The following is a 22,649-nucleotide window of genomic DNA, read 5'->3' on the forward strand; positions in this document are numbered from 1 at the left end:
GGTTGCTTCTGGCTCATCTATGCGCTGGATACAACCAAGACCAAGGGGCCAACGGAATGGCTAGCGCATCGGGAATTCACCGGACTTCAACGGCGATGACTCTATGATCCGCCGGCATCCAGAATGAAAGAGCCCGTAGGGTACGTTTGAACATGTAATGGGAATAAGACGGGGAAACGAGAAAGATTTTTTCCCTAGGGAAGAAATCTCCCCCGATTTGACATTACGGCTACGGTCCTTCAACCGCGCTGGGCAAACGCTCGATCAGAAAATCGGCAAAGGCCCGAACCGCTGGCATCAGCCCTCTGGCGGAGGGCAGGATCAAGCTCAATGTTCGTCGAGAAACCTCCCATTGGGGAAGGACCCGCACGAGCGTTCCATCGGCCAGTTCCGTCCGGCAGGTATGCAGTGGCACGACGGCAACGCCCTGGCCTGCAATAGCTGCTGCCTTGAGCAGCGAAACATCGTCTGAGCCGAGACGGTTTTTTAACCGTACCGTGGCCTGTTCTTCGCCCGGCCCCCGCAACGTCCAGACGCTTAAGCTGCTATGCGTCGCCAGGTGAAGACCGTCGACTCCATCTACATCTGTAGGATTGGCAGTCCGACGCTCGCCAAAGTAGTGGGGGCTGGCTACCAGCACCATCTGCAAGGTGGCCAGTTGGCGCGCGACCATCGACGACTCGACCAGGTCCTGTTCATGCGAACGCAGGCCAAGATCAAAGCCGTCTGCAATTAGATCGGTGTAACGGCTGCTTGCGATGATGTCGACGCTGACTTGGGGATAGCGGGCAAGGAATTCCGGCAGCAGTGGCGCAAGCAGCGAACGCAGGACCCCTTGCGGGCAGGTCATCCGGACACGCCCTGCGGGTTCGCCCAACACGCCGCGCAGATGAGCTTCGGCCGACTCGGTCTGTTCGACAATTTTCCGGGCGTAGAGATAGAGCTGTTCGCCGGCCTCGGTGAGAGCGAACCGGCGAGTGGTGCGGTCAATCAGGCGCAGGCCGAGATGGTTTTCCAGGGCTTTCAGCCTGCGGCTTAGTGTACCGGTCGGTATGGAAAGAATTTCCGCCGCAGCAGTGAAGCTGCCACGTTCTGCAAGGAGCTTAAAGTAGTACAGGTCGTTGAGATCAAGCATCGGTATCTCGATAAAAGAATGTAGGTTCAGCAGCCGCTGTCAAAGGGCCCGCACTGAAAGCGATCCTGCGAGTGATGCCTGTCTATGTGAATTGGAGAGGTACTTTTCGGTTGCTGCGCTCTGGCTCTCCTCGTTTGCGGGACCTGCCACGAACGGCTTGCACAAACGTATTGCGATGCACGCGTGCTTGGCAACAGGCATAGGTAATCATTTTGATCGGATATGCACGGGGCCGGGGTAACGCGGTTTGCTCATGGCACCTCCTAATTGGCCTCATTTTGAGGCGTGGAGGTGTCTACGAAACCCGGGGCGATTCAGTCTGAACCAAGCCCCGGTGGGCTGTGAGACAAGTAAGGGGCGGCGTTTAAAGGGGGCCTTTCATAAATTTTCAGCGTTTTTCATCGTTCATCGGCGGGCGACTCAACCTATTTCAGAGCGGTTTTGTTGAATAGATGCCCTACTATGGCAGCTCTTGGCTAAGCCGACGCAGAACGGTAAGAGGAGCGCGAGAATTGTGATGTCAGCTGACAGGTTGTGGCCTGCCGCAACGTCTGTTTACGTCTGATAAACGCCGTCTTGGTTTGGTGGTTTGCTGGCTAAGTGCTATATCTATTTTCAGTACCTGTTTCTGGCTCATAGGGATGAACGAACTGCCTCTCAGGTGCTAGTCCAGCCAGCTTGAGAACGAGTCAAAAAAACATGACAGAAGAACTTAAGCCCAGCCCTTCCAGCCCCTCCACCGTGCCCCGTTTTGGACTTGGCAAGAAAATCGGGATTGTGTTCCTGGCGCTGCTGATGCTCGGGCTTGGCAACATCCTGGTCGTGCACGCCATGTTCGCGGAATTCACCGGTTTTGACGAAACGATGCGGGTTGCGGGCAAAATGCGTTACCTGGGTCACCGGATGGCGCTCAACACCAGCAGCTTTTTGAACGGATGGTCTCCCGGCAAGGAGGCTGCGATGTCAGACATCAAGAGCTATGAGGATGCGGTCAGTACGCTGATGCACCGAGGAAACACAAATAGCGATCAGATACGGCAAATGACACCGCCACAGCAGCTCAAATTAGAAGAGATCAGCATCGCCTGGCAGCGCTACCGCGAAGATATCGAGTCGGCGCTGCTGCGCGACGGTAACTTCCCTCCGGAGGCAAGGCAGATAGGCGCGCTTGCCGAGAATTCACAACGTTTGCTCGACGATGTCGATCAGCTGATGATCTCACTGATAAAGGAGATGCACCGCGAGCAGGAAGTCGAGCTGAATATAGCTTATCTGTTGTTGGTGATAGACATACTGTTCCTGGGAGGGACGTGGCTGATTGTCCGGCGAAGCTTCGTTCGTCCGGTGCTGAGGCTCGCGCAGGGCAGTCGCGAACTGGCAAACGGCAACTATCAAGTCCATATCGAACACTGGCCCAATGATGAGGTGGGTCAGTTGGCGGATGCCTTTAATGACTCCGCAAAGCGGATCGGTACCCTGGTTGGCAACCTCGAGCAGGAACACCTGAACCTCATGCGTGCTGAATCGATGTTTCGCGGCGTGGCGGAAACTTCAGCAGTCGGCATCTACATCATCCAGGATCACAAATTAGTGTTTGCCAATACACGAATCGCTCAGATGTTCGGCGTTGAGCAACATAAGCTCGTTGAATCGCTGAGCGTGTTCGATCTGGTGGCGGAAGGTGATCACGATCTACTCAATGACAATCTGCAAAAACGCTTGAGCCCAGATGGCGGGATCGAGGGCCTGGCCAGCGAATACCGAGCCCGCAGGATAGATGGATCGTTGTTCGATCTGGCGGTATACGGATCGAGTATGTCTCTTAACGGTCGACCCGCAATGATTGGCATCGCCATGGACATCACTGAGCGTAAGGTTGCTGAGGAAGCCATCCGCAAACTGGCTTTCTACGACCGAATGACCGGTTTGCCGAACCGCCGAATGATGGAAGATCGGCTGGGACAACTGATCGCGCTCGCCAAGCGGGAAAAACGCAAGCTGTCGTTACTGTTTATTGACCTGGACAAGTTCAAGGCGGTCAATGACCAACACGGGCATGAGGCCGGAGATTGGTTATTGGCCCAGGTCGCATCCCGTATGGGGTCTGTGCTGCGCGAGTCTGATACCGCCTCGCGCATTGGCGGTGATGAATTCGTCATTCTCCTGCCGGATGCCCGAAATGCAGAAGATGCCGTTGTGGTCGCCGAGAAAATCCGCCTGGTACTTGAACAACCTTTTGTCATGGATAACGGTGTAACACTCTCCATTTCATCAAGCATTGGCGTGGTGATATTTCCCGACCTGGCTGACAATTTGCGCGATTTGCTGCGCTATGGCGACGAAGCCATGTACCGCGTCAAGAAGGGCGGCAGGAATGCCGTCGAGGTGTTTGCCCCTCTGCCGCCGGAAGCAGCATAGGATGTGGTGCAACGGCATGAGCCTGTGGGCGCTGCCCTTTGATCTTGATAAAGACCTCTTGCTGGATGCGGAATACCGCCAGTATTCCCCTGAAGCAAAAAAGCACCTGAAGGGCGATGGCGATACCCGCTGGATTCATCGTGGCGCCGACGATATTGCGGTCAGTCGGCAGATAGCCCCCCCGGCGCTGCGTATCGTCAGCAGTTCGCCGATGATCTAGGCGCGGGTGGTGCTTGCGGCGGACTGTTTGACGCCCTTGGCGGTTTTTGGCGCTCTCATCAGCAGCGGGCCAAATGTTGCGAGCAGGCCAAGCATGATCAATGGGAAAAACATCAGTGACTCCAGGCCGAAATGGCTGACGATCACGGTGATGGCTGCGGGTCCCACGAGCATGCCGGAGAAGCCGATGCAATTGACGATGCCGATGTTGCGACCGGCATGTTGTGGGTCCCGGCGTCCGGCTGCGGAAATCATCAGCGGCGCGATGCAGGAAAGTCCGAGACCGAACAACGCAAAGCCGAGAATGCCGGTAACGACCGTGCCGCCAACGATGGTGAGGGTCATGCCCAGTACACAGACTGTGCCGCAGGCGAACACCACTTGAGCGTTACCAAAGGCCGCCGCCAGCCGGTCGCCGAACAGGCGCCCGATGAACGCCGCACCGACGAATATCGACACCGCCATGCCTGCGGTGGACGTCGAGGTCGAGAACTCGCGGCGAATGTATTCCTGGCCCCAGTCGGCAATCGCGTTTTCACCCATCATGCTGCCCAACAACAGTGCGCCAAGTGCAATCATCACCAACAGCGTTTTGGTCGATGGACCCTTGCCGATTTCCTCCGCTGACTGAGCGTCTGTTTGCCAGTCGCCTGAAGCCGCGTCGGGAACGTCATGCTTGCCCAGCAGCCAGCGGCTGAACACACAGCCGACGATCAGCATGGCGATGCCCAGCACGGTAAACGGCACCTTGACGCTGTCGGTGTAGAAACCCGTCAGCCAACTGCAGGCCATCCCGAGCAGAAAACCACCCAGCGAATAGAACGCGTGGAAGCCGGACATGATCGAGCGCCGATAAAACCGCTCGACTTGCACACCATGGGCATTCAACGCGGTATCCAGCGCGCCGCGCAGCAAACCCAGCACCACGCCAAAACTCATTGCAAACCAGAAACCGCTGACGAAACCCAACGGAATGATGGACAGAGGGTAGGCAAGGGCGCAGAAGGTGATCACCGGTTTTGCACCGAAGCTGTCCAGCAAACGGCCGACCAGCAGGGCTCCCGCCGCTGAGCCGACGCCGACCCCGAGCGCGATCAGGCCGAAGTTGGCATCACCCAGCTCACCGGTAAAACCCAGTTGTGTCCTGAAGACACTCACCCCGGTCGACCAGATGTACATCATTGCGCCGATCATCATGAAGCCGAGGAAGGTCGCAATACGCGCCTTGCGGATGCGTGTGGGGATCGGTGTTTTTTGAACGTTATTCATCACGCTGCATTTGTCCCTGTTGTTTTTGTGGGGGGTGTTCATGCAAAAGCTGAGTCGTACTAGAGTTATACGTATAACTCATTCAAAAATAACATCGGTGACGGCATTGATGTCAACTGTTTCTGGGAGGCGATTGCCATTCAGGTGACATCTGGCATGCAGATATGCTCGGCGGGGCGATCAGTTTTTAACGTGGCCTGTGGTCGAACAGGTCAATTTGGGTTATACGTATAACTTGAATTGATCCGAGCACAGAGGTTTTCGTGTCGTCTCAAGAATTGCTACTGCCGTGCGCCATGCCTCATATGTTGGCCTATCGATCGACGTTCCTGTTGTCAGGGCTGTGTATGGGTGCCTGGGCGCCCCTGGTGCCCTATGCGCGCAGCCGGGCTGGGGTTGACGACGCGGCCCTGGGGCTGCTGTTGCTGTGCCTGGGCTTGGGCTCGTTGGTGATGATGCCACTGGCCGGCATTCTCAACGCGCGCCGGGGCTGTCGTTTTACGATGCACGTGGGCATTGCGCTGGTGCTGCTGACCTTGCCTTTGTTGGCGACGACTCATTCCTTTATCGGTTTGATGTTCGCCTTGGTGGTATTTGGGGCAGGGTGCGGGTCGGTCGACGTGACCATGAACGTTCAGGGCGTGATGGTCGAGCGCGCGACGGGACGTTCACTCATGTCCGGTTTCCATGGCCTGTTCAGCCTCGGCGCGATTATCAGTGCGGCAGGTATTACCGCGTTGTTATGGCTGGGCGCCACGCCGTTGATGGCCAGCAGTGCGGTCATGGTAATCCTGGTCGCCTTCGTCCTGACCCATGGCCGTCAGTTGCTGGGGCGCAGCGGTGACGAAGGCAGCCCGATTTTTGTCCGGCCGACCCGAAAGGTTTTACTGCTGGGCATGCTGTGTCTGTTCGCCTTCCTGGCCGAAGGGGCGATTCTCGACTGGAGCGCGGTGTTCCTGGCTGACGAGCGAGGCGTCCAGCATTCTCTGGCCGGCCTGGGTTACGCCGTGTTTGCAGTGATGATGGCGCTGGGGCGATTGAACGGTGACCGGATACTGCTGAAGCTGGGGGCACGGGTGGTGCTGATTGGCGGTGGACTCGTGGTCATGTTGGGGTTCGCGATGGTCGTGTTGGCCAATGACTGGCTGTTGAACCTGGTGGGGTTTGCGGTGATTGGCGCCGGTCTGGCCAACATCGCTCCGGTTTATTTGTCGCTGGCAGGTGCGCAAAAGACCATGCCTGGCGAACTGGCCATTGCCGCTGCCACCAGCCTGGGTTACCTCGGGATTTTAATGGGCCCGGCCGCCATCGGGTTTGTCGCCCATGCCAGCAGCCTGCCCCTGGCGCTGCTCGTCGTTGCCGCGCTGATGATCGCGGTCCTTGTCACTGCCACTCGACTGGTTCCGAAGGTTTCGCCTCAACAGTTACACTGAGCGCGTGGCGTTTTTTATCACTGACCTCGCACGAGGTTTTCAACTAGGTTGGGAAGCAAGCGATGGCATCCGTTTCAATGAAAGATGTAGCACTGGCGGCGGGGGTGTCTCAGCCTGCGGTGTCTTACGCTTACAATCGCCCATCCAAGCTGTCCGAGGCCCAACGTGAGCATATCCTTGCCGTAGCCGCGTCGCTGGGCTACCCGGGACCCAATGTGCTTGGCCGGAGCCTTCGCTCGGGCAAGATCGGGGCGATCGGGTTGATGATGATGGACAAGTTGTCCCTGGCGTTCGCCGACCCTTGCACCGTTGCCTTGCTGCGCGGGATCAGCGAGGTGGGCGAACTGGAGAACGTTGCGCTGACGTTGTTCCCTCTCAACAACAACCGGTTGGTCGGTCGGACACCGGCAGCCAATCACGGCAGCCTGGCGCTGCGAGGGTTGGTTGATGGCTTGATCATCTCGACCCTGCCCGATGACCACCCTGCGGTACTGGCGGTGGTGAAACAGAACATTCCGTTTGTGGTGATCGATTCGCCGCTGGTGGAAGGTGCTTTTTTTGTCGGGATCGATGACCGTGGGGCCGCCCGCACTCAGGTGCAGCACTTGCTGGATCTGGGGCACCGCAAAATAGGGATCATCATTGACCGTCTGAACCCTGATGGTTATCGCGGTCCGATCGATCCGCAGCGTTTCAAGCATGCCAGTGAGCGCATTGTCAGGGAGCGGCTGACCGGCTACGTCGAGGCGGCGAATGCGGCGGGCCTGGCATTCGAGGACCTGAGCATTATCGAAGCAGGTGGACTGGATTCGACGTCCGGGCAAGCGGCCGCGTTCACCCTGCTGACGTCCAGCGACGTCACGGCGGTGGTGGCCTGTTCCGATGTGATGGCGATCGCTTGCATGAAGACGGCTCACGCGCTCAATCGCAAGGTTCCGCAAGACCTGTCGGTGATCGGTTTCGACGACATTCCCGAAGCGGTGCAATTGGGCCTGACGACTATTGGCCAACCCATGGTGGAGAAGGGCGTCTACGCCGCGAGGCTTTTGACCGAGCAGCTCAATGCACCGGCCGACACCCGGCTTGAGCCTGAGCAGAAGATTTTCGCCACCAAACTGATCGTGCGTGGTTCAACCCAGAAGGTACCGGGCGTTTAACCGCGCTCATGGCATCAGGCTGCGGTGTAATCACTACACCGCAGCGCTTGCCGCTCAGGACACTTCGTGTTTGAAGTTCGCCGCGACCCGCAGGGCGTTGGCGGCGATGGTGAGTGCCGGATTGACCGCGGCCGAGGACGGGAAGAACGAACTGTCGACCACCCAGACATTGTCCAGGTCGTGCATCTTGCAGTTGAGGTCCAGCACGCTCGACGCCGGGTCCTTGCCCATGACCGCCGTACCGCATTGATGCGAGTTGGTGGCAATGCCCATGCGCGCCTTGAGGATCAGCGGATAGCCCGCGGCTCGCATGACACGGCTGGTCTTGTTCACCAGGCCTTCATGGGCTTTGAGGTTGTTGGGTGTCCAATGGACCTTGATCGCACCCCGTTGCGCGTCATAGGTGACCCGATTGTCTTGGGTGGGCAGGTCTTCCGACGTCAGGTACAGGTCGACACTGTGATCGGTGATGTATCGCGAGGCGAATTTCGGCAGCCACGGACGCATGGAACTGATCATGGGTTCGCGAATTTTCCCCAGCATCTGCACATTACCCAGGGGGAACACATTGTTCGCACCGGCGCTGTACCAGTCGTTGAGGGCCAGGGTCTTCTGGAAGACCACCTTGTTCTTGCGTCGGGGGTCTACCGCCAGCATGAACGTGCTGTTGTGCACCATGTAATTGCGACCCACTTGCCCTGAGCTGTTGCCCAGGCCTTCGGGGTGCTGATCGTTGGCCGACTTGAGCAACAGCGCCGCGCTGTTCACGGCTCCGCAGGCCAGTACGAAGCGCTTGGCACGCAGCGTCACGGCACGACCCTCGATCAGGCCGTGGGCCTCAGTGACCGTCCGCCCGTCTGCCACTGTCTTCAGTTGGTTGATCGTGGTGCGGGTCAACAGCCTGACGGTTGCACTGCGCAAGGCCGGTCTCAACGCGCTGGTCTCTGCGTCAGCCTTGGCGTCCAGCAGGCAAGGGTACCCATCGCAGGTTGAGCACAGTACGCAGTCACCGCCATCGCCATAGTCCACTGCCGCCGGCATCACAAAAGGCTTGAGCCCGGACCGGCGCATGCTCTGCTCCAGGGAGGCCAGGGCAGGGTCATGTTTGAGCGCAGGTCTTGGATAGGGGCCTGAGCGCCAGGGCTCGCTGGGATCTACGCCTGCCGCGCCATGCACGCGGTAGAGTTTTTCCGCCTCGGCGTACCAAGGCTCCAGGTCCGCATAGCTGATCGGCCAGGCCGGGGAGAGGCCTTCGGCGTGCTGGATTTCGGCAAAGTCGGCTTCGCGAAACCGTGGCAGCATCGCGCCGTAGAATTTGGTGTTGCCGCCGACGTAATAAAAAACGCCTGGTGAAAAGGGTCGGTTGGATTCGTCCAGCCATTGTTCGGCATTGCGATAACGGCCTTGGCCGAAGACCGATTCGGTGCTCCAGTTCTGTATTTCTCGCGGCAGGAAATCACCGCGTTCAACGATGACAATGTCCAGTCCGCTGTCACGCAGCGCATGGGCAAAGGTCGAACCGCCCATGCCCGAGCCGATAATCACCACATCACAATTGATATTGCCATCTGCATCAGGTGTCACCACGTCGAGGGCGCGCGGTTCGCGCGACGCCCCCGATTGTGGATTCAGCTCTGCATGATGCGTAATCAATGCATCACTCATTTGAGCCGCTCCAGTTCTTATAGGTGTTGTTCGGAGTTGCGCAGTTCCCGGTATTCGTCCTGGCGCTCATCGGTGATGTACTCAGGAATCGGGAAGTCCCACCAGCCCGGTACCCAAGGGCCCGCGGCGTCGCGGTCGGTCGGGACCTCGATCAGCACCGGCACGTTCAAATCCAGGGCTTCCTGCAGGATCGGCTCGAGGTCTTCCGGGCGCTCCACACGGTAGGACTTCAGGCCGAAGGCTTCGCCCACCGCCTTGAAGTCCGGGCTGTATGGCGTGCCGTCCGGATGGTTGAACTCGGTGCCGATATGGCGGCTGGTCTGCTTGCGCTGGCCACCGCGAATCGACATGTACCCGGCATTGTTCTGGATCATGAACACGACTGGAATGTTATTGGTCACGCAGATCGCAATTTCCTGCGAGGTCATCAGGAAGTCACCGTCACCCAGGATGCACACCACCGGCTGGTTCGGTGCAGCCAGCTTGGCGCCGATGGCGGCAGGTACGGCCCAGCCCATGGAGGAGAACCCGCCGGAGGTCAGGTGAGTGCGAGGGGTATAGACCGGGAAGGTCTGCTTGACCGCGCCCTGGGTATTGCCGGAGCCGACTACCACGATGGTGTCCCGCGGGAAAATCTTGCGCAGCGCACCCAGTGGACGTTGAGAGGTGAACGGGAAACGGTCCGAATCACGACGACCGGCCAGCTTGGTTTCCCATTCATTCTGATAGCCACGCAGATCGCTAAGGTACGCTTCGCGATCGACGGTCTGACCCTTGAGGCCTTCGACGATGGCGGCGAGGGCGTACTTGGCGTCGGCGCAGATGCCTACGGTCACCGGGTAGTTCTTGCCGATTTCGTGCGGGTCGATGTCGATGTGAATCAGCTTCGACGGCGGAATCGCAAAGGTCACGCCCTTGGCATAGCTGGACGATGACCAGTCGGTGAAGCGGCAACCCACGGCGATAATCACATCGGCGGTGGAAGCCACTTTGTTGCCGCACATCGTGCCGGTCTGGCCGACGCTGCCGGCGAACAATTCATGGTCCTCGGGGAAACCGCTTTTGCCGTTCCAGGTGGTGACCACCGGGATTTTCCACGCTTCGGCCAGGGCCAGGATCTCGGCGTGCGCTTCACCGGTAATCACACCGCCACCGATCACGAGCACCGGGCGCTGGCAGGCTTGCAGTTCTTGTACGGCACGGGCGGTGGCCGCCGGGTCTGGGAACGACTTGCCGATCGGGGTGCGCTCTTCGAGGTCATGCAACGTCACTTCAGCCGCTTCGGCTTGCACGTCCATCGGAATTTCGATGTGCACCGGGCCAGGACGGCCGGTGACCATCGCGCTCCAGGCGCGGTGCATCATGAACGGCAGCTCTTCGACGCGTGTGGCGACCCAATGGCGCTTGGTGACCGCTTCGGCGATTTTCGGGAAATCGTTATCGGTGTAGCGCTCCAGTTCTTGCAGCAAACCGTGGCCGCGCATGTGGGTGGGCGGCCCACCGGTGATCAGCATGAGGCTGGTGGAGTCGGTGAAGGCCGTGGCGAGACCAATGATGGTGTTGGTGGCACCGGCGCCGATGGACGTGACAGCCGCCATCGGCTTGCCGCACACCCGGTAGTAACCGTCTGCCAGGTGCACGGCACTCTGCTCGTGGAAGACCTGGATGAACTTGAGTTTCGAGTCTTCTTCGAGAAAGGCGTCGGTGAGTGTCCAGATACCGTGGCCGGGAATGCCGGCGACATACTCGACGCCGTAGTTTTTCAGGGTTTGTGCCACGATCTGGCTGCCGGTCAATTTGCTCATGACAGGACTCCTTGGGTTGATGAAAGCGGGGTAGTTTTGCCAGTGATTGCTTCGCGGCCGCGGGTTGCCCAGTTCAGGCCCTGCTTGGTCAGGCGGCGGATGTTCGGGTCAGCCAGGTTGCTGGTGTCGTGGCCGATGGAGTGATAGAAAACGCGCCCCTGACCCCACTGGCGTACCCAAGCGACCGGGCTGCGGTGGCCCTTGATCCATGGGAACGGGTTGCCGTCGAAGGTGGTTTCGGCGAGCACATGGATGTTCGGATCCACCTGCATGTAGTACTGCTCGGAACGGACCTCGAAATCCTCGACGCCTTGAGTGACCTCATGGGTGTGGTCGATGACGTTGACCTGGTAGGGATGGGGGAAGCCTTCGCCCATCGGATGCTCGAGAAAGGAGCCGCCCAGTACCCAGTGGTATTTGAGGCTTGCACGAAAGGCCGCGCCCGCACCGTGCCAACCCACCAGGCCGGTGCCACTTTCGATCGCTTCGAGCAAGCGGTTTTCCTGCGAGGCAGTCAGCGTTTCAGTGGTGACCGCGTTGTTCCAGCCAATCACGATCAGGTCGTAACCGGTCAAATCCCTGTCCAAGGTGAAGATGTCCGTGGACTCTTCAACGTCGAAATCCAGCTCCTGGAAAACGGTCCGGGCCCAGGCGGCAATTTCATAAGGGAAATGGCCGGGCCAGCCACCGTATAGATACAAGACTCGACTCACGGTTGGTCACCTCTTCGGTTGGTTATGATTATTAGGTTATACGTATAACTGCTTATTTAAGCTAACACTCAAAATGGCGCTGTCAATGCCTTGAATGTATTTTTTATGGAAGTGGCCAATCAGACCGGGAGCTTCATGGGGATCGCGAGAATAGCTACAGACTACAGAACGGTTTTGTTGGCGGCGCTTTTGATATGAAAAGGTTATACGAATAACGGAATGGCCTGTGCCAGAGCGTCAGTGCTGTCCCCAGTGCTTCAACTTTGCGTCTGTGCTGCGTCAGATCGCGTCAGCAATAAAGCCGCTGCGAAATTGCCGGGAGCAGGGGGGTGAGAAAAGATGTTTGCCAAGGCTGAGTGCATGTTGCGTGCATCAAGAACCACCTGGAGCAAATTGATGATTCGTTATCTGAAAAAAAGTAAGCCCGTCGAAGCCCAAGCCGAAATCGCTTCGCAAGTGCGCGATACGGTCGAGCAGATCATTGCCAATGTCGCCAAAAACGGTGATGCAGCCGTTCGGGAGTATTCGAAGAAATTTGATAAGTGGGAGCCTGCTACCTTCCGCTTGACCGACGATGAGATCGCCGCGTGCGTCGCGAGTCTTTCGGAACAGGAAATCGGCGATATCAAATTTGCGCAGGCACAGGTCCGTCGGTTTGCCGAAGTGCAGAAAGCCTCAATGCACGATGTCGAAGTCGAAACACTCCCGGGTGTGATCCTTGGGCATCGCAACATTCCGGTGAACTCGGTGGGCTGCTACATCCCCGGCGGCAAGTACCCATTGCTGGCGTCGGCACACATGAGCGTATTGACCGCCAAGGTGGCGGGCGTGAAGCGTGTGGTGGCAGCGGCTCCGCCGTTCGACGGCAAGCCTCATCCGGCCATCGTGACGGCCATGTACCTCGCCGGCGCCGATGAAATCTATTGTGTGGGCGGGGTTCAGGCTATTGCTGCGTTGGCATTGGGCACCGATGACTTCAAACCGGTCGATATGATCGTCGGCCCGGGCAACGCCTTTGTCGCCGAAGCCAAGCGCCAGCTGTTCGGCAAAATCGGCATCGATCTGATTGCCGGCCCGACCGAAACACTGGTGATCGCCGATGACAGTTCCGACGTTGAAATCATTGCCGCAGACTTGCTGGGTCAGGCCGAGCACGGCGTCAACTCGCCAGCGGTGTTTTTGACCAACAGCGCTGAACTGGCAGAAACCTTGCCGGCGGAAATCGAGCGTCAGTTGGCTATCTTGTCGACCGCGCCGGTCGCCTCCGTTGCCTGGCGTGACTATGGCGAGATCATCCTGTGCGACACCGTGGACGAATTGGTCCAGGAAGCGGACCGCATTGCCTCCGAACACGTCCAGGTCATGACCCGCGACCCGCTGTATTTCCTGGAGCACATGACTAACTACGGTGCGCTGTTTCTCGGCCAGCGAACCAACGTCTCTTACGGCGACAAGGTGATCGGCACCAACCACACACTGCCTACCACCGGGACGGCGCGTTACACCGGCGGCCTGTGGGTCGGCAAGTTCATCAAGACCTGCACTTATCAACGTGTCTTGACGGACGAGGCCTCTGTGCTGGTGGGCGAGTACTGCTCGCGCCTGTGCGGCATGGAAGGCTTTGCCGGGCACAAGGAACAGGCTGATATCCGCATTCGCCGTTACAAGCAGCCAGTCTGATGTCTGCCGTTTATAGAGCGCAACGTTTGTCTGGGTGAGAGCGTTCGTTCTCCAACATCGAACCGACGGATCTCACCGGGTCACGGGTTATTTGCAACACTTGGCAAGTGGGTAGCGGGAAAAAGGGTCGTTTCTCGGTACTACGGGTCACTCTTACCGCTTGCCAAGTGTTTTCAGGCTCCCCAATCGGGGAGCTTTTTTTTTGGGTTCTTCACGGATTACCGGGAAAGACGCTCTTGATCTTCATGAAAAAGACGGCAGTAAATCTTTAGCCGTTTGGCGAACTGGATCAGAGCAGGTATTTCGCTTTCATGTGCGTGGCGCAGCCATTGCTTCCAGGCTGAGCTCCAGTCCCAGGCGGTGCTCGGCGTGCAGAGCGTTTTGAGTTCAGCCTCCATCAAATAGACCGTCATCAGCGATTGGTTGGCCGCTACAGGGTCTGATCAGCACGCTGAATGTGATCAGCCGCTTTCTCGCCGATCATGATTGCCAGTGCATTGGTGTTGCTGGAGCACAAGCTCGGTGCGATGGAGTTGTCGGCGATCCGCAAGCCATTGATGCCGTGTACCCGCAGATCGTTGTTCACCACCGCCATGGCGTCCGTACCCATCTTGCAGGTGCCCACCGGATGCAGCGCGGCGTGGGCGTGCTGGCGCACGAAGCGCCGATAGTCGTCACGTGTGCGCAAGGGTTCTGCGGGCACGTGCTCGCGCAGAATGTGGCCGGCCAATGCAGCCTGGGACATGATGTGCCGACCAAACTCAGTGGCCTGTGCCATGCACTCCACGTCGAGCGGGTCGGTCAGGTAATTAGGCTCGATGCGGGGCAAGTCCATGGGGTCTGCGCTGCGCAGTTGCAGGAATCCGCTGGAACGGGGGCGGGTCTGACACACGTTCAAGGTGCAGCCGTTGCCACCGGGGACAGAACCTACACCGGCCTCGACGCCGGCCCCGGCCATGAAACAGTACTGGGCGTCCGCGCGGTTCTCGGCCAGAGAAGTACGCCAGAACGCGCCACCTTCGACCACGTTGGAGGTCACCGGGCCTTGTCGAAACAAGGCGTACTGCAAGCCGGCGGCGATCTTCCAGTGCGGCGTCTTGTACTTGTCGTAGCTCAAGGGGCGACGCAGTTCATTGATCAACGACACCTCGATGTGATCCTGCAGGTTTTGACCGACCCCCGGCAGGTCATGGATGCACTTGATACCCTTGTCGTGCAGGTGAGCCGCGGGACCAATGCCCGACAGCATCAACAGTTTTGGCGTGTTGATCGCCCCGGCGCTGACAATCACTTCGCAATCGGCCCGCAGCACATGGCTACGGTTTTTCTCAAGGTATTCAACGCCAGTGGCCCGACCGTTCTCGACCAGGATTCGCAGCACCCGGCAATTGGTCTTTACCGTCAGGTTGGAGCGCCGCCGCGCGGGTTTGAGATAGGCCACCGAAGTGCTCGATCGCAGGCCGTTGCTGGCGTTGATCTGATACAGCCCGCAACCGTCCTGCACCCCCGACCACGATGTATTGGACCATTGTTGTTCACCGTTCAGGTCAAAAAAAACGCCGGATCAGACTCTTGGTGAAGAGGTGATCCAGCGTTGGCGTTACTGGCAGACCCTGCGCGAAATGCAGCAGGGATTGTCGTTCAAACGAAAGCTGTTCAGGCGGGTATCACCACGAAGCTGTCCGGTTTGCAGGTCAAGGCGACATCCGCACCCGGCGGCAGTGTGAGGCTGCCGGGGGTGGGCAATTGCTGGCATTTGAGGTCAATGGTTCCGCCGGCTACGGCGACGCGGTAAATGACCCGATTGCCGATGAACGAGGTGTCTTTGACCTTTCCGATAAAGGCCCCGTTTGCCAGCGGGTTGCCCTTGGCTGGCTCTAGGCAGATGGTTTCCGGACGGATCGAGACATTGACCGGCCCGGCACTCAGGCTGTTTTTGGCTGTGTGTGCGTAGCGCCCGAACGGCAACTCGACATAACCACCGCTGGTATCGCTCGGTCCATAGGTGCCATTGACGATATTGGTGTCGCCGAAAAATTTTGCCGCGAACAAGGTGCGGGGTGACCAGTACATCTCCTGCGGACCACCGATCTGCTCGATGCCACCCTTGTTCAGCAACACGACGCGGTCGGAGAGAATCATCGCTTCGTCCTGGTCATGGGTGACGTAAACGAAGGTGGTCGAGGTCTCTTCGTGGATCCGTTTGATCTCGTTGAGCATGTGGTGGCGAATCTTCAGGTCAAGTGCTGCCAGTGGCTCGTCGAGCAACAGCACAGCAGGGCGATTAACCAAGGCCCGAGCCAGGGCGACCCGTTGCGCCTGGCCGCCACTGAGCTCGGAAATCCAGCGATTCTTGAAGCTTTCCAGTTGCACCAGTTCCAGTGCCTTGGTCACTTCACGCTTGATTTCATCCCGCGGTTTTTTCTTCAGGCGCAAGCCGAACGCCACGTTGTCGAAAACATCCAGGTGCGGGAACAGGGCGTACTTCTGGAACACCATGTTGACCGGGCGATGTTCCGGCGCCAGCGCCGTGGAGTCCTTGCCATCGATCACCACTTTGCCGGTGGTGGGATCTTCGAAGCCGGCGATGATGCGCATCAGTGTGGTCTTGCCGCAGCCACTTGGGCCCAGCAACGTCAGGATTTCGTTGCGCTTTACGGTCAGGTCGACTTTGCCCAGGGCCGTCAGATTACCGTAGCTCTTGGATATTCCGGTCAGTTCGATGCTGTTGGTCATGGCGATTACTCTGCAGTTTCTGCGCGTTCAAGTTCGAGGCGGCGACGGCGCAGGGTCATGACCAGGCCGGCGATGACAATGATGGCAATGGTCACGACCAGCATGAATACCGAGGCGGCATTGATGGTTGGGCTGACAGCGCGGCGCATCATCGAAAGAATCATGAGTGGCAACGTGGTGTCGCTGCCGGTGACAAACACGGTGATCAGGAATTCGTCCAGGGACAGTGCGATCGCCAGGATCGCGGCACCGGCAATCGTCGGGCCTATGATGGGCAGTGTGACCAGCCAGAACGCCTTGAGCGGTGAGGCACCCAAGTCGCGAGCGGCTTCTTCGAACGACAGATCGAAGTACTCAAGACGAGAACGTACGGACTCGACAAAGAATGGGAAGGTGAACAACGTATGGCCGATGATCACCGTCAGCAGTGAGCGTGGCAGGCCGATCAACGAGAAGAAAATCACCAGCGCAATCCCCAGGAACAAACCGGGCAGGGCGATGGGAGCGAAGTTCATGAAGGCGAAAATGGATTTGAACCGACCCTTCATGCGCATCAGCGCCAGGGCTGAGAAGGTCCCCAGCAAGGTGGTCAGAATGGTCGAGCCCGCGGCGACGATGGCACTGTTGGTCAATGCCGTCATGAAGTCCAGGCTGCTGAACAGCGCCTCGTACCATTGAGTCGAAAAGCCCTCGAACGGGAACGACAGCGAAGCCGACGAATGAAAGCTGAACAGCGCGATGATCGCGATGGGCGCATAAAGAAACAGCATGTAGACGTAAGTGAAGAGCCTGATCATGGCGAGTTACCTTTTTTATGGGCGGTCATCAGTCGTGGTAACGCTTGCCGGGTGCCAGGTTTGCAGCCCGCAACACACCCAGCAACAGCGCATAGACCAGCATGAAAACCAGCAGCAGCAAGTAGGCCATCGCAGCACCCAGTGGCCAGTTGCCGACCGAGCGAAACTGGTTGGCGATCACCAGGCCCGTGGTCATCGCATCTCTGCCGCCCAACAGTTGGGGAGTGACATAGTCACTGGCGGCAAGGACGAAGGTGAACATGAAGGAGCTGACGATGCTCTTGTGCGCCATAGGCATGATCACGCGCCACAGGATGGTGGCGCCGCCGGCACCCAGGTCCGCCGCGGCCTCCAGGTAGTCCTTCTTGATATCGCGCAAGCCCGATACCAACAGCAGCAGGGTGAAGGGCAGCATGATGTGCACCAGAGTCAACACCACCGAAAACTTGCTGAACACCAGCCATTCCAGCGGCTGATCGATCAGCCCGAGGTGCATCAGGGTGGAGTTGATCACGCCGTTGGTACCCAGAATCGAGCGCCAGGCGTAGACCCGTACCAGGTAGCTGGAGAACCAGGAGACCAAGGCCAGGTACAGAACGGCATTGGAGCGCGTCCGATAGACAATGTAGTAGGCCACCGGCGCACTGATGACCGTCGACAGCACGGCGGTCCAGAAACCGTTCTGCAAGGCGATCCACAGCGAGTCGTAAAACCCGGTGGCACTCAAGGCCTTGGCGTAGTTGGCCAGTGTTGCGGCGGGTTCCATGCTGAAGGTTTTGGCGGTCCAGAAACTCGCGACCAATAACAGTAGCGACGGAATGAGGAAGAACACCACCAGAAAGAACAGTGGAGGCGACGCCAACAGATACCCGCTGAGGGTTTTCTTGTCGATTTTCATGTGTTTGCCAGCCTTGGAATCCCTGTCATCGAGGAGGATGGGCTCGCTGTTGTTGACTACGTTCATTATTTTTGTGCCTTTGCTTTTTTGTTTCGATAACGAAGGCGCCTTGCCGGGCGCATGCACGTTGTGACCTGTGCTCTGCCTGAGCGGTACGGACAGCATCCGGCATCGAGCAGAGGAGTGTGTGCCCGCAGGCACCCACTCACTCGTACAGTCCTCTCAAGCCGTTCTTTTAGAACGAGCCTTTGAAGTTCGCCCACTGATCGATCCATTCAGCATAGGTCACGTACTTGTCGGAGCTCAGGGGCGGTTGGCCGTAGAGCTTCGACTTCTCGAAAAAGCTGTCGAGGTTCGCGTAGTCGAAAGTGTTTCTCAGCTCTTCGGGGAGCAGCGGTACAGCCTTGCTGTTGACCACGCCAGAGAACATCGTGGTTGCCATCTTCGCCTGGGTATCCGCTTCAAGCGTCTTGTTGATGAACTCCAGCGCGAGCGGTATATCCTTGGCTGTCTTCGGAATGAACAGGGCGTCACACCAAAGGGCAGCCCCTTCTTTGGGCACCGACAGTTCTGTGACTACGCCGCGCTTCTTGGTCTCGCTGGGGGTGTTGGCCGACGCCGAAAACACCGCGTCGACTTCGCCCGATACCAACAGCGAAACGGCGTCGCCCGAGGAGGCTGCAAAGACTCGGCATTGATCACGATACGGTTTGAGTTTTTCAAAGGCGTCGTCGAATTCGGCGCGGGTCAGGTTAGGAAACTTGTCGCCATAACCGGCAATGATCGCGATGAGTGACCAGTTGGAAGTACCGTCATCGACAAAGGTCAGACGGCCCTTCAATTTCGGGTCAAGCAGGTCTTTGTACTCGGTTGGTTTCTTCACGTTCTTGGGGTTGTAGACGATGGTGTTCATGCCCCACAACAGCGGGATGCCCCACTGCTTGCCATCCCAGTACCAGCGGCTGCCCTTGTAGAACAGCGGGACGGTATTCTCTGCCGAGTAGTTCGGGATCTTCGAGGTGTCGATCGCCTTGAGCAGGCCCATTTCCTGATAGATGGTCTCGTAGCCCAACGCATACATGGTCAAGTCAAGCTGCACAGGGTCGGAGCCGGCCAGTCGCGCGGTGATGTCGTCCTGGTTGCTGGCATAGCTTGAACGGACGGTAATGCCCCGCTGTTTACGCCAGTCGGCCAGCTCCGCATCACCGGTTTCACCTTCCCAGCCAAGAATCTCCAGATGGCCGGAAGACGCGGCGAACGCACTTGGCACGAACGAACTGATGTACAACCCCGCGGCAGATGCTGCTGCCCCCAGCATAAAGGTGCGCCGGTTCAGGCTGATCGAATCCAGGTTGATGCCGGTTGAGCCATAACCCGTCTCTTTTTCTTTTTTCATTTTGAGTTCCTGCCTAGGGTGGTTGTTAGCAAACAATTTGCGACCTGCAAGTGGCTTGGGCTCGGCGGGTTTAGCCGGGCACATCCTTATGCATGCAGTCCTGTACATCGGCAGAGTTATGGCCAGCATTGTTTCCATGCTGCTGGGGAGGTTGTGGCGCTTTGCTGCCTGGTAAACAGAGCATTGCGCAGTTGGCCTCCACTGGTCCGATTGACTCTTCCCTAGCTGGTTGCGCGCCGCTTTCCTCAGGTAGCAAGGTGAAGGCTTCACGTGGCGCGCCCAGCGCTTGATAGGCTCGGCTTGTTGTTTTCATGGGTCGAGTATTGGCCTGGCGGGCAGGGCACTCAATTTCGCAGCCCCTTTAAAAGCGACGCACTCTGACGCATCAAAGTGACCTAATCGGCGCAGCAGGCTCCTGATAACCATAGCCCCGCCTGAACGGGAGACGGGCGGTGTTCACCTGCGTCAACGTGCGTCTCTTTTGCGGGGGGTGCGAAATTGAGCCGTGTTTGTTCCAGGCGAATACTCCGATGACGGTCTTGAGACGAAGCAAGGTGCATCCGCCCTTGCGCCAGCGTCTATTCGATGGGAGTTTTTTCTGTGAAGCTCACGGGTGGTCAGATTGTTGCGAAAGCGCTGAAAGCGAACGGTGTCGACTATGTTGCCGGTGTGCCAGGTGACGGTTCGTGGGCCTTGGTGGAAGCATTGCTGAGGACAGGCTCCGACATCCCGTTCATTCATGTCATACAGGAGCAAAGCGCAGTCCATCTTGCCGACGGCTATTTTCGTGCCTGCGGTCGTCCGATGGCTGTTCTCCTGCCGGCGCCGCTAGGCATCTCGAAAGCCCTGGGCGGGATCGCGGTTGCGTTGGCGGATTCCTCGGCCATGCTGGTGATCAGTGGCGGCGACTCCGATCGCGGCGATGACTGGCCTGAATTCACCGCCACTGGCATCACCAAAGAGCATGTGCGAGTTTCGTCGATTGAGCAGTTACCGCAGACCCTGCGCCAGGCCTTCGATACGATGTTCAGTGGTCGCATCGGCCCTGTCTGCCTGGATATCTCGACGGCTGTTCAGAACGCCCGGGTTGACGCCAGTTTGCCACCCGCCACCTTGCGGGCGAACGGCGCCAGCGAGATCCCGCCACTGATGGTTCCCAGGCCCTTGGCGCAACTGAGCTCGGTCCTGGAAGGCGATGCGCTGCTGATGGTCGGGACGCAGTCTCTCCAGGAGACAGTCGGTGAGATGTTCCCGGATTATCAACACCGAGGTCATTTCTGCACCGCTAACGTCGGTACGGTGGGTTGGGCAGTTCCAGCGGCCATTGGCGCGAAGCTCGCCATGCCGGCACGTCAAGTCGTGTGTGCCATCAGTGACGGGGATTTTTTGCAGTCGATGCAGGAGATGGCGGTCTGCGTCATGCACAGTCTTCCCGTGGTGTTCCTGGTGTTCAACAACAGCGGGCCTGAGTCGTTGAGCGATGTGCAAGTTTCGCTCGTGGGGCAACATCGGACCGGGGAATTCAATTTGCCGGACGGCAAACCTTACTCGCCTGACTTCGCGGGCATCGCCAGAAATTTTGGTCTTGACGCGTGGAGAGTCGAACATGCTTCGCAACTCAATCCAGCCTTCATCAAGGCGCTGAACAGCAAAGGGCCTTCGTTGGTCGAGATAATTACCGCCCGCGGTTCACGGGTAAATTAATCAAGCCTTCAGCAGAGGAATCACAAAATGGGCATTTTTGACTGGAAACACTGGATCGTCATTCTGGTGGTGGTTGTGCTGGTCTTCGGCACCAAAAAACTGAAAAACCTGGGCACCGATGTCGGCGAATCCATCAAGGGTTTTCGCAACGCAATGAATGACGAGGGCGCGGACAGCGAACGCCCGCCGGCCTCGGTGCAGCAGGCCAGCACTGCTGTTGATGCGCCGCCGGTCATCGACGGCCAGCATCGCCAGGCCTGAGCAGCGCGCAGGCAGCCTCAGCCGCCTCAGTCCTGACCGCCCCAGACAATAGTGGCGTTGTCGCCGGTCATGTACTCGCGCACTTCCAGCGGTAACGACTGATCGCTGGGAAGCACAGCGGTTGCATTGCGCAAGTGATGTTTACGGATCTTGCCTTTGTCCACCAGCCCCAGCGCCATACGGGTAGAGAAGGGCTGACGGAAAGAGGACGACGCCACGCCGGTGACTAACCCATAAAGGAACCGGATCGGTCGGCGATGCTGCGGCGTGAGAATCGAAAACGTCATTTCATTGCGTTGCTTGCCCTCAAAATCGACCATGAACAGGCGATCGCCCAGCAACAGGCAGAAACCGTGATAAGTGAACGAATAGCCGATCTTTCCACTGCCATCGAGCAAGGGGAAGCGTTCTACGGTGACGTACTGGACCATCGAATCGGTCCGATACAGGCAGGTGACCGAACGCAGGATTCGGCCTTTATAGATAGATGAGTTGTGGTACCGGTAATAGACGCCCAGGTAGTCTTCGAGCAGATCCGCTGACTGCTTCGCCAGGGGCAGGAAATGATTGAATTGCGCCGAGGCACGCAAATCTGTCGGCAATTCGTTTTCGTAGCCTTCATAAAACTTCTTGAACTCGGCGGGCGGCCGGAAAAGATCTTCGGCCTCCATCATGAAATACCGGCCGATTTTCTGCAGGATTTTCTGTGAGGGTACGTGCTGGCCCACCAGGTACTTGTTGAACTGCTGGCGATTGACATCCACTTTGCGGCACATGTCTGCAACCGAGCGGCAAGACTCAACCAGCGTACTCAGGTTTTTTTGCACGTTGGCTTGCAAGTCACTGCGAACCTGTTGTCGCTCAGGGTGAGAGGTGGCAGCAGTTAATGACATGGGGGACGAATCTCCTCGGCTGGGCATTTTTTATCTCGATGTTGGCCTGGATTTAAGAGCGGAAGGTTATATAGGTTATATAAGTTATAAATCAGTTATCGAAATAGCTGTTTGTATAGCTCTGTGCCGAGAAACACTTGAGTATTCAATGTTTTGAATAAGCATGTTCCATGCCCAATCATGATATTTAAGTTCAACCTGTCAATATCAGTCAATGCGTCAGATTGTAAGCGCTTTGACGCATGCCCCCGTACCGCCCGGAAAGTAACACTTCACCTGGCCCCGGTAACAACTGTAGCCGTCGGTGTTGAACGGGAATTTCCAGATTACGAACATGACCCTTGCTTTCTGGTGCAATTGGCGACTGCGTCAGTCCGCGTCATGTATCGATAGTGTGCGAAATGGTGCAGAGAAAAGCCGCCGTCGATACTTAGCGCCGCGCATTCGAAAGCTGGAGATGAGAGGGGCTC

At 57.9% G+C, this 22,649-nt stretch carries 17 protein-coding genes and 1 pseudogene; 7 read left to right on the forward strand and 11 right to left on the reverse strand.

Annotation, left to right across the window (positions count from 1 at the left end):
• Positions 1-229 precede the first annotated feature (229 nt).
• Positions 230-1,135, reverse strand: coding sequence for a LysR substrate-binding domain-containing protein (locus tag CKW15_RS07120; RefSeq protein ID WP_095057960.1), 906 nt, complete (start codon positions 1,133-1,135; stop codon positions 230-232).
• Between the two features lie 699 nt (positions 1,136-1,834).
• On the opposite strand from CKW15_RS07120, the gene CKW15_RS07125 reads away from it, so the two are divergent.
• Complete coding sequence (locus CKW15_RS07125) at positions 1,835-3,553, forward strand: diguanylate cyclase (RefSeq protein WP_095057959.1); 1,719 nt, start codon at positions 1,835-1,837, stop codon at positions 3,551-3,553.
• Positions 3,554-3,569: 16 nt separating this feature from the next.
• Positions 3,570-3,773: a hypothetical protein gene (locus tag CKW15_RS07130; protein ID WP_143498389.1), complete on the forward strand. Its 204-nt coding sequence runs from the start codon at positions 3,570-3,572 to the stop codon at positions 3,771-3,773.
• Here CKW15_RS07130 and CKW15_RS07135 read toward each other — a convergent pair.
• Entirely contained in the window at positions 3,770-5,041 is a 1,272-nt protein-coding gene (locus CKW15_RS07135) for an MFS transporter (protein WP_095057957.1), read from the reverse strand. The genes CKW15_RS07130 and CKW15_RS07135 overlap by 4 nt on opposite strands.
• A gap of 305 nt (positions 5,042-5,346) precedes the next feature.
• Between CKW15_RS07135 and CKW15_RS07140 the strand changes: the two genes are divergently transcribed.
• Both CKW15_RS07140 and CKW15_RS07145 read left to right on the forward strand, forming a co-directional pair.
• Positions 5,347-6,474: an MFS transporter gene (locus CKW15_RS07140; RefSeq protein WP_095057956.1), complete on the forward strand. Its 1,128-nt coding sequence runs from the start codon at positions 5,347-5,349 to the stop codon at positions 6,472-6,474.
• 62 nt (positions 6,475-6,536) lie between these two features.
• Entirely contained in the window at positions 6,537-7,631 is a 1,095-nt protein-coding gene (locus tag CKW15_RS07145; RefSeq protein WP_095057955.1) for a LacI family DNA-binding transcriptional regulator, read from the forward strand.
• Between the two features lie 54 nt (positions 7,632-7,685).
• Here the strand turns inward: CKW15_RS07145 and CKW15_RS07150 are convergent, their stop codons facing one another.
• The 3 genes from CKW15_RS07150 to CKW15_RS07160 are packed head-to-tail and all read right to left on the reverse strand — an operon-like array spanning position 7,686 to position 11,814.
• Positions 7,686-9,296 carry an FAD-dependent oxidoreductase gene (locus CKW15_RS07150; RefSeq protein WP_095057954.1) on the reverse strand — a complete coding sequence of 537 codons (1,611 nt, stop codon included), beginning with the start codon at positions 9,294-9,296 and terminating at the stop codon, positions 7,686-7,688.
• 17 nt (positions 9,297-9,313) lie between these two features.
• Positions 9,314-11,101 carry a thiamine pyrophosphate-binding protein gene (locus CKW15_RS07155; RefSeq protein ID WP_095057953.1) on the reverse strand — a complete coding sequence of 596 codons (1,788 nt, stop codon included), beginning with the start codon at positions 11,099-11,101 and terminating at the stop codon, positions 9,314-9,316.
• Entirely contained in the window at positions 11,098-11,814 is a 717-nt protein-coding gene (locus CKW15_RS07160; RefSeq protein WP_095057952.1) for a ThuA domain-containing protein, read from the reverse strand. The genes CKW15_RS07155 and CKW15_RS07160 overlap by 4 nt, the downstream gene beginning before the upstream one ends.
• 396 nt (positions 11,815-12,210) lie before the next feature.
• On the opposite strand from CKW15_RS07160, the gene hisD reads away from it, so the two are divergent.
• On the forward strand, positions 12,211-13,494 hold the full coding sequence (gene hisD / locus CKW15_RS07165; RefSeq protein WP_095057951.1) for a histidinol dehydrogenase: 1,284 nt from the start codon (positions 12,211-12,213) through the stop codon (positions 13,492-13,494).
• A gap of 430 nt (positions 13,495-13,924) precedes the next feature.
• On the opposite strand, the pseudogene CKW15_RS07175 reads toward hisD, so the two are convergent.
• The 5 genes and pseudogenes from CKW15_RS07175 to CKW15_RS07195 all read right to left on the reverse strand — a co-directional run.
• A pseudogene (locus tag CKW15_RS07175) lies at positions 13,925-15,004 on the reverse strand (GMC family oxidoreductase); the annotation flags it as partial.
• Positions 15,005-15,150: 146 nt separating this feature from the next.
• Positions 15,151-16,230: an ABC transporter ATP-binding protein gene (locus CKW15_RS07180; RefSeq protein ID WP_095151928.1), complete on the reverse strand. Its 1,080-nt coding sequence runs from the start codon at positions 16,228-16,230 to the stop codon at positions 15,151-15,153.
• Positions 16,231-16,235: 5 nt separating this feature from the next.
• The gene (locus CKW15_RS07185; RefSeq protein WP_095057949.1) at positions 16,236-17,027 is read right to left on the reverse strand and encodes an ABC transporter permease; all 792 of its coding nucleotides are present in this window, start codon (positions 17,025-17,027) and stop codon (positions 16,236-16,238) included.
• A 28-nt stretch (positions 17,028-17,055) separates the two neighbouring features.
• Positions 17,056-17,991: an ABC transporter permease gene (locus CKW15_RS07190; RefSeq protein ID WP_095057948.1), complete on the reverse strand. Its 936-nt coding sequence runs from the start codon at positions 17,989-17,991 to the stop codon at positions 17,056-17,058.
• Between the two features lie 169 nt (positions 17,992-18,160).
• The gene (locus tag CKW15_RS07195) at positions 18,161-19,321 is read right to left on the reverse strand and encodes a PotD/PotF family extracellular solute-binding protein (protein ID WP_095057947.1); all 1,161 of its coding nucleotides are present in this window, start codon (positions 19,319-19,321) and stop codon (positions 18,161-18,163) included.
• Positions 19,322-19,906: 585 nt separating this feature from the next.
• On the opposite strand from CKW15_RS07195, the gene CKW15_RS07200 reads away from it, so the two are divergent.
• Both CKW15_RS07200 and CKW15_RS07205 read left to right on the forward strand, forming a co-directional pair.
• Entirely contained in the window at positions 19,907-21,025 is a 1,119-nt protein-coding gene (locus CKW15_RS07200) for a thiamine pyrophosphate-dependent enzyme (RefSeq protein ID WP_256583118.1), read from the forward strand.
• 27 nt (positions 21,026-21,052) lie between these two features.
• The gene (locus CKW15_RS07205) at positions 21,053-21,286 is read left to right on the forward strand and encodes a twin-arginine translocase TatA/TatE family subunit (RefSeq protein ID WP_095057945.1); all 234 of its coding nucleotides are present in this window, start codon (positions 21,053-21,055) and stop codon (positions 21,284-21,286) included.
• A gap of 26 nt (positions 21,287-21,312) precedes the next feature.
• On the opposite strand, the gene CKW15_RS07210 is transcribed toward CKW15_RS07205, so the two are convergent.
• Positions 21,313-22,179, reverse strand: coding sequence for a helix-turn-helix transcriptional regulator (locus tag CKW15_RS07210; protein WP_095057944.1), 867 nt, complete (start codon positions 22,177-22,179; stop codon positions 21,313-21,315).
• Positions 22,180-22,649: the final 470 nt, after the last annotated feature.

This window comes from Pseudomonas sp. Irchel s3b5 (assembly GCF_900187435.1).
Taxonomy (GTDB): domain Bacteria; phylum Pseudomonadota; class Gammaproteobacteria; order Pseudomonadales; family Pseudomonadaceae; genus Aquipseudomonas.